This is a genomic window from Phenylobacterium sp. (assembly GCF_036723115.1).
Lineage (GTDB): Bacteria > Pseudomonadota > Alphaproteobacteria > Caulobacterales > Caulobacteraceae > Phenylobacterium.
Genome location: NZ_DAIMHV010000192.1, coordinates 1 through 4,266, shown reverse-complemented (window position 1 = coordinate 4,266; position 4,266 = coordinate 1). Strand labels below are relative to the sequence as shown.

Annotated in this window: 3 protein-coding genes; 1 reads left to right on the top strand and 2 read right to left on the bottom strand. The window is 68.0% G+C overall.

Annotated features, from left to right (window positions below):
- Nucleotides 1–327: 2'-5' RNA ligase family protein (locus tag V7D28_RS14120; protein WP_333588022.1), on the bottom strand; the 327-nt coding region annotated here is incomplete at its 3' end.
- A gap of 60 nt (nucleotides 328–387) precedes the next feature.
- On the bottom strand, nucleotides 388–2,505 hold the full coding sequence (locus V7D28_RS14115; protein ID WP_333588021.1) for a TonB-dependent receptor family protein: 2,118 nt from the start codon (nucleotides 2,503–2,505) through the stop codon (nucleotides 388–390).
- 257 nt (nucleotides 2,506–2,762) lie between these two features.
- Here V7D28_RS14115 and V7D28_RS14110 point away from each other — a divergent pair.
- Nucleotides 2,763–4,266 (top strand): MFS transporter (locus V7D28_RS14110; RefSeq protein ID WP_333588020.1); only part of this gene is annotated, 1,504 nt, incomplete at its 3' end.

Genomic DNA, 4,266 nt, shown 5'->3' with positions numbered 1-4,266 from the left:
GTCCTGGGGCGTCAGCCAGGGGGCGAAGGCCTGGGTCAGTTCGGCGCGCAGGGCGTCGAGCTCCGGCGAGGCGATCCGATAGGCCACCCCGCGGCCGATGAACCAGGGGCCGCGCACCGAGAGCGTCATGGGGGCGCGCGTCGCGCACGCGGCCTTCAGCGTCTCGGCGATGAGGGGTTCCTGATCGCCCGGCAGGGCGTGGAACAGGGTGAGATGGGCCGGCACGAGATTGCGCTCTGGCGGAAAGTGCGCGCGGCGCAGGTCGTCGAACCAGTCGAAGCCGCCAGGATCGAGGGCGGCAGTGAGGATCAGGGGGGCGGCGGCCACGGGCGGGTCTTCTCCGGCGAGCGCCGTTTCGCGCCCCGGCGCCGCCCCTGATCCTTCGGCCTAGAAGGCGAGATCGAGGCCGACCACCGCCGCGCGCGGCTCATTGACCAGAATACCGCGCGATCGGTCGACGATGAACGTCTCATTGGCCAGGTTGCGCACGGCGAAGGTCAGCTTGGCCTGGGTGTTGGGCACCCGGTAGGCGGCGGCCAGATTGTACTGCCAGGCGGCCTCGATCAGACCCCGCTGGCCGTTGGCCGTGGGGGCGACCGTGTTCAGGTCGTCGGCGAACATCTCGCCGGTATAGACGGCCTCCACCTCGGCCTGGATGCGACCCGTGTCGAAGCCCACCGCCGCGCGGCCGGTCCATTCCGGGGCGTAGGGCAGACGGTTGCCGCTCACCGACACATTGCCGAAGCCGGAGATGGACGAGAACCGGCGCCCGCGATAGGCGGCCGTCTCCACCCAGGTGAAGGCGCCTTGGGCGTACCAGTCCACCGAGGTGCCGAAGGCCGCCTGGCTGGAGAAGTTGACCGCCCCTTCCAGGCCCGAATGGCGCGTCTCCCCGGCGCTGGTGGCCGTGGCGCCCACCCCGCCGGCCACCGAGGCCGGGACGATCTGGTTGTCGAAGTCCATGCGGAACAGCGCCAGTTCCCCGTCCAGGCCAGGGGTGGGCGCGGCGCGCAGGCCCAGCTCCCAGTTCACGCTGCGCTCGGCGTCCAGTTCCACGGCCCCGCCGGCGCCGGTGATGATGTCCTCCACCCGCGGCGGCGAGAAGCCCCGGTGCACGCCGGCAAAGACAGTGAGGCGCGGATCGGCGCTCCAGGAAAGGCCCAGGCCCGGGATCCATTCGCTGAGATCGCTGGACCCGCGGGTGCGGGCCAGTTTGTCCGAACGCTCGAACGCGATCGCCTCGAACCGGACCCCCGGCGTCAGGGCGAAGTCGCCCAGGCGGAAGGTGTTCTTCACAAAGGCCGAGGCCGCGCGGGCCTGGCGGACGTTCTGTTCACGAACGCCTGCGCCGGGGCCGACGCCCGGCGTGCGCGAGGTGGGCGTGTCGCCGTTGAACTGGAACCGCTCCTGGTTCTCCGCATGCAGCCGCGCCCCGGCCAGCAGTTCGCCGCCCGCCCAGTTCAGCGTCACCCGCTGTTCCAGGCCGAACATGTAGTACTGCCGCAGCCGGCCCTCATTGCCGCAGGTGGTGTTCAGATTGGCCATGCCGCCGCAGGCCGGATCGGCGGAATCCGCCGGCCGCTGGCCGGAATTGGACGATTGCCGCCACCAGTTGCGGTCCAGGCTCGAGCCGTAGAGCACCGTGTTCAGGCGCAGATCGTCGGAGACCTGCCAACCGTGGGCCAGGCTCGCCCCGTAGCGCCAGATCACGAACTCGTCGTTGCGGAACGGATTGCCCCGTGGATTGGCCCGGTATTCCGCCTCGGTTAGGCCCGAATAGCTGACATTGCTGTCCTCGTGATAGGCCGAGGCCTTGAAGGTCAGCTCCCGGTCGTCGGCCAGGGGAACCACCGCCTTCAGGAACAGGTCGGTGTAGAAGAGCTTCTGGTTGTCGCGCACCCCTGCGTTGGTCCCGGCCGCAAATCCGCCCACCACGCCGATGTCGCCAAAGGTGTTCCCGCCGTGCAGGACAACCTCGCCGGTCTCATTGCCGCCGGCGCGCAGGATCAGGCGGCCTTCCGCCTGCCGGGGTGGGGTCGGCGTGGTGTAGTTGATCACCCCGCCCACCGTGTGCGGGCCATAGACGATCTGGCCGGCGCCCTTCAGCACCTCCACCGCCGTAAAACGTTCCAGGGGCGGGTGGTAGTAGGTGGCGTTGTCCCCATAGGGGGCATAGGTCAGGGGGACGCCGTCCTCCAGGATCAGCACCTCGGTGGAGCGCGTGGGGTTCAGGCCGCGCACCCCCACATTGGGACGCAGACCCATCCCCTCCTCGGAGCGGACGAACAGGCCCGGAACCCGGCGCAGGACGTCGTTGATGTCGTTGGGCAAGGATCGCTCGAAGACCTCCGCCTCCAGGCGGGTGGCCGCGCCGGGGAAGTCGGCCGGGCCTTCCGCCCCGATCACCACCAGTTCGGAAACCGGCGTGGCGGCGTCATCGGCCAGGGCGCAGACAGGCGCCAGGAACGGCAGAAGCGCAGCGGTGGTCAGCAGCGAAAGTCGCACAGATTATCCCCTTATTATGCGAGCGATTTGCGTTATCGAACGCGGTTAGCCGGGCCGCAATTGCAAGTCAATCTTGATCGCGAAACTTGCCCCTCTCGCGGCCCCGCCCCGCCGTCGGCGCCGCCGGATGCAGCCTCCTCGGCCAGGCTCTAGGGGGTGGTATGCGCGGGCGGTTGACGGCGCGGCCCGGCTCAGGCTTGTTCGGCCTTAGAGGCGCGCGCCCATATTTCAAGATCGCGCCCGGGAGGATTATTGAAATGGCCCAGGATTCTTCGGGCGCCAGCCAAAAGCTGCCCTTCAGGACCAAGCTCGCCTTCGGGGTCGGCAGCGGCGCAGAGTCGATCGCGCTCTTCTCCGTCGGCTCCTACGCCATGCTCTACTACAATCAGGTATTGGGGCTGGAGGCTCATCTGGCGGGCCTCGCCATCTCCGCCAGCCTGTTCCTGGACGGGATTTCCGATCCCCTGGTGGGCTCGATCTCCGACCGCACGAGGTCGCGCTGGGGCCGGCGGCACATCTACATGTTCTTCGCCCCCATCCCCATCGTTCTGTCCCTGTGGGCGGTGTTCAACCCGCCGGAAGGCCTGGGCACCTGGGCGCTGTTCACTTGGTTCGCCGTGACCGTGGTCATGCTGCGCCAGTCAATGACCTTCTATCACACCCCCCACCTGGCCTTGGGCAGCGAGCTCAGTCGCGACTACACCGAACGCTCCAAGGTGATGGCTTACAACAGCTTCTTCACCTGGGCCGGGGCCGCGGCCACCACCTGGATCGCGCTCAGCTACTTCTTCAAGGCCACGCCGGAATATCCCCGCGGCCTGCTGAATCCGGAGCCCTACGGCCCCTTCTCCATCATCATGGGGGGGATCGCGCTCCTGCTGCTGGCGGCCTCGGCCTGGTTCACCCGCGACCGCATCCCCCACCTGCCCAAGCCGCCGGAAAACCTGCCCAAATTCAGCCCCTTCGAGTTCTTCCGCGACATCGGCAAGGCCTTCGCCAACATCAACTATGTCTGGCTGCTGGTGGCTTATTTCTTCCTCAGCATGATGATCGGCCTGCGGGGCGGCCTGCACCTCTATACCAACACCTACTACTGGGGCCTGGGGTCGGAGCAGATCCGCTTCTTCGTCATCGGCTCCTTCGCCGGCTATCTGACCGCCTTCCTGTTCGCCGCCATGCTGCACGGCCGGTTCGACAAGAAGCGCACCATCATCGTCTCGGCCATCGTCTATGCCCTGGCGCCGAGCATCCCGATCCTGATGGGCTTCGCCGGCATGCTCACGGCCTCGACCCAAGGCCTGCTGCCGATCCTCATCGCGTTTTCGGTGCTGAGCTACGGCGCCGCCAGCGTGCTTTCCATCAGCATCATGTCGGCCCTGGCCGACATCGCCGACGAGAACGAGCTCCGGTTCGGGGTTCGGCAGGAAGGGGTGCTCTATTCCACCCGCGCCCTCTTCGCCAAGGTCGACCAGGCCATCGGCGCGGCCCTGGCGGGCTTCGTCCTGACCCTCATCGCCTTCCCCACCCGGGCCAAGGTGGGCGAGGTCCCCGCCGAGGTGGTTTGGAACCTGGCCCTTTGGGACGGGATCATCGCCGGCGTTCCGGGCTTCATCGCGGTCTTCTTCTATGCCCGCTATAAGATCACCCGGCAGACCTATGAGGAAACCAAGGCCGCCCTGGCCGCCCGCCGGGCCGAAACCCTGGCGCCCCAGGCCGTCGCCGTCCCGGCCGCCGACGACCCCGGCGCGGTCGAGCTCGGGC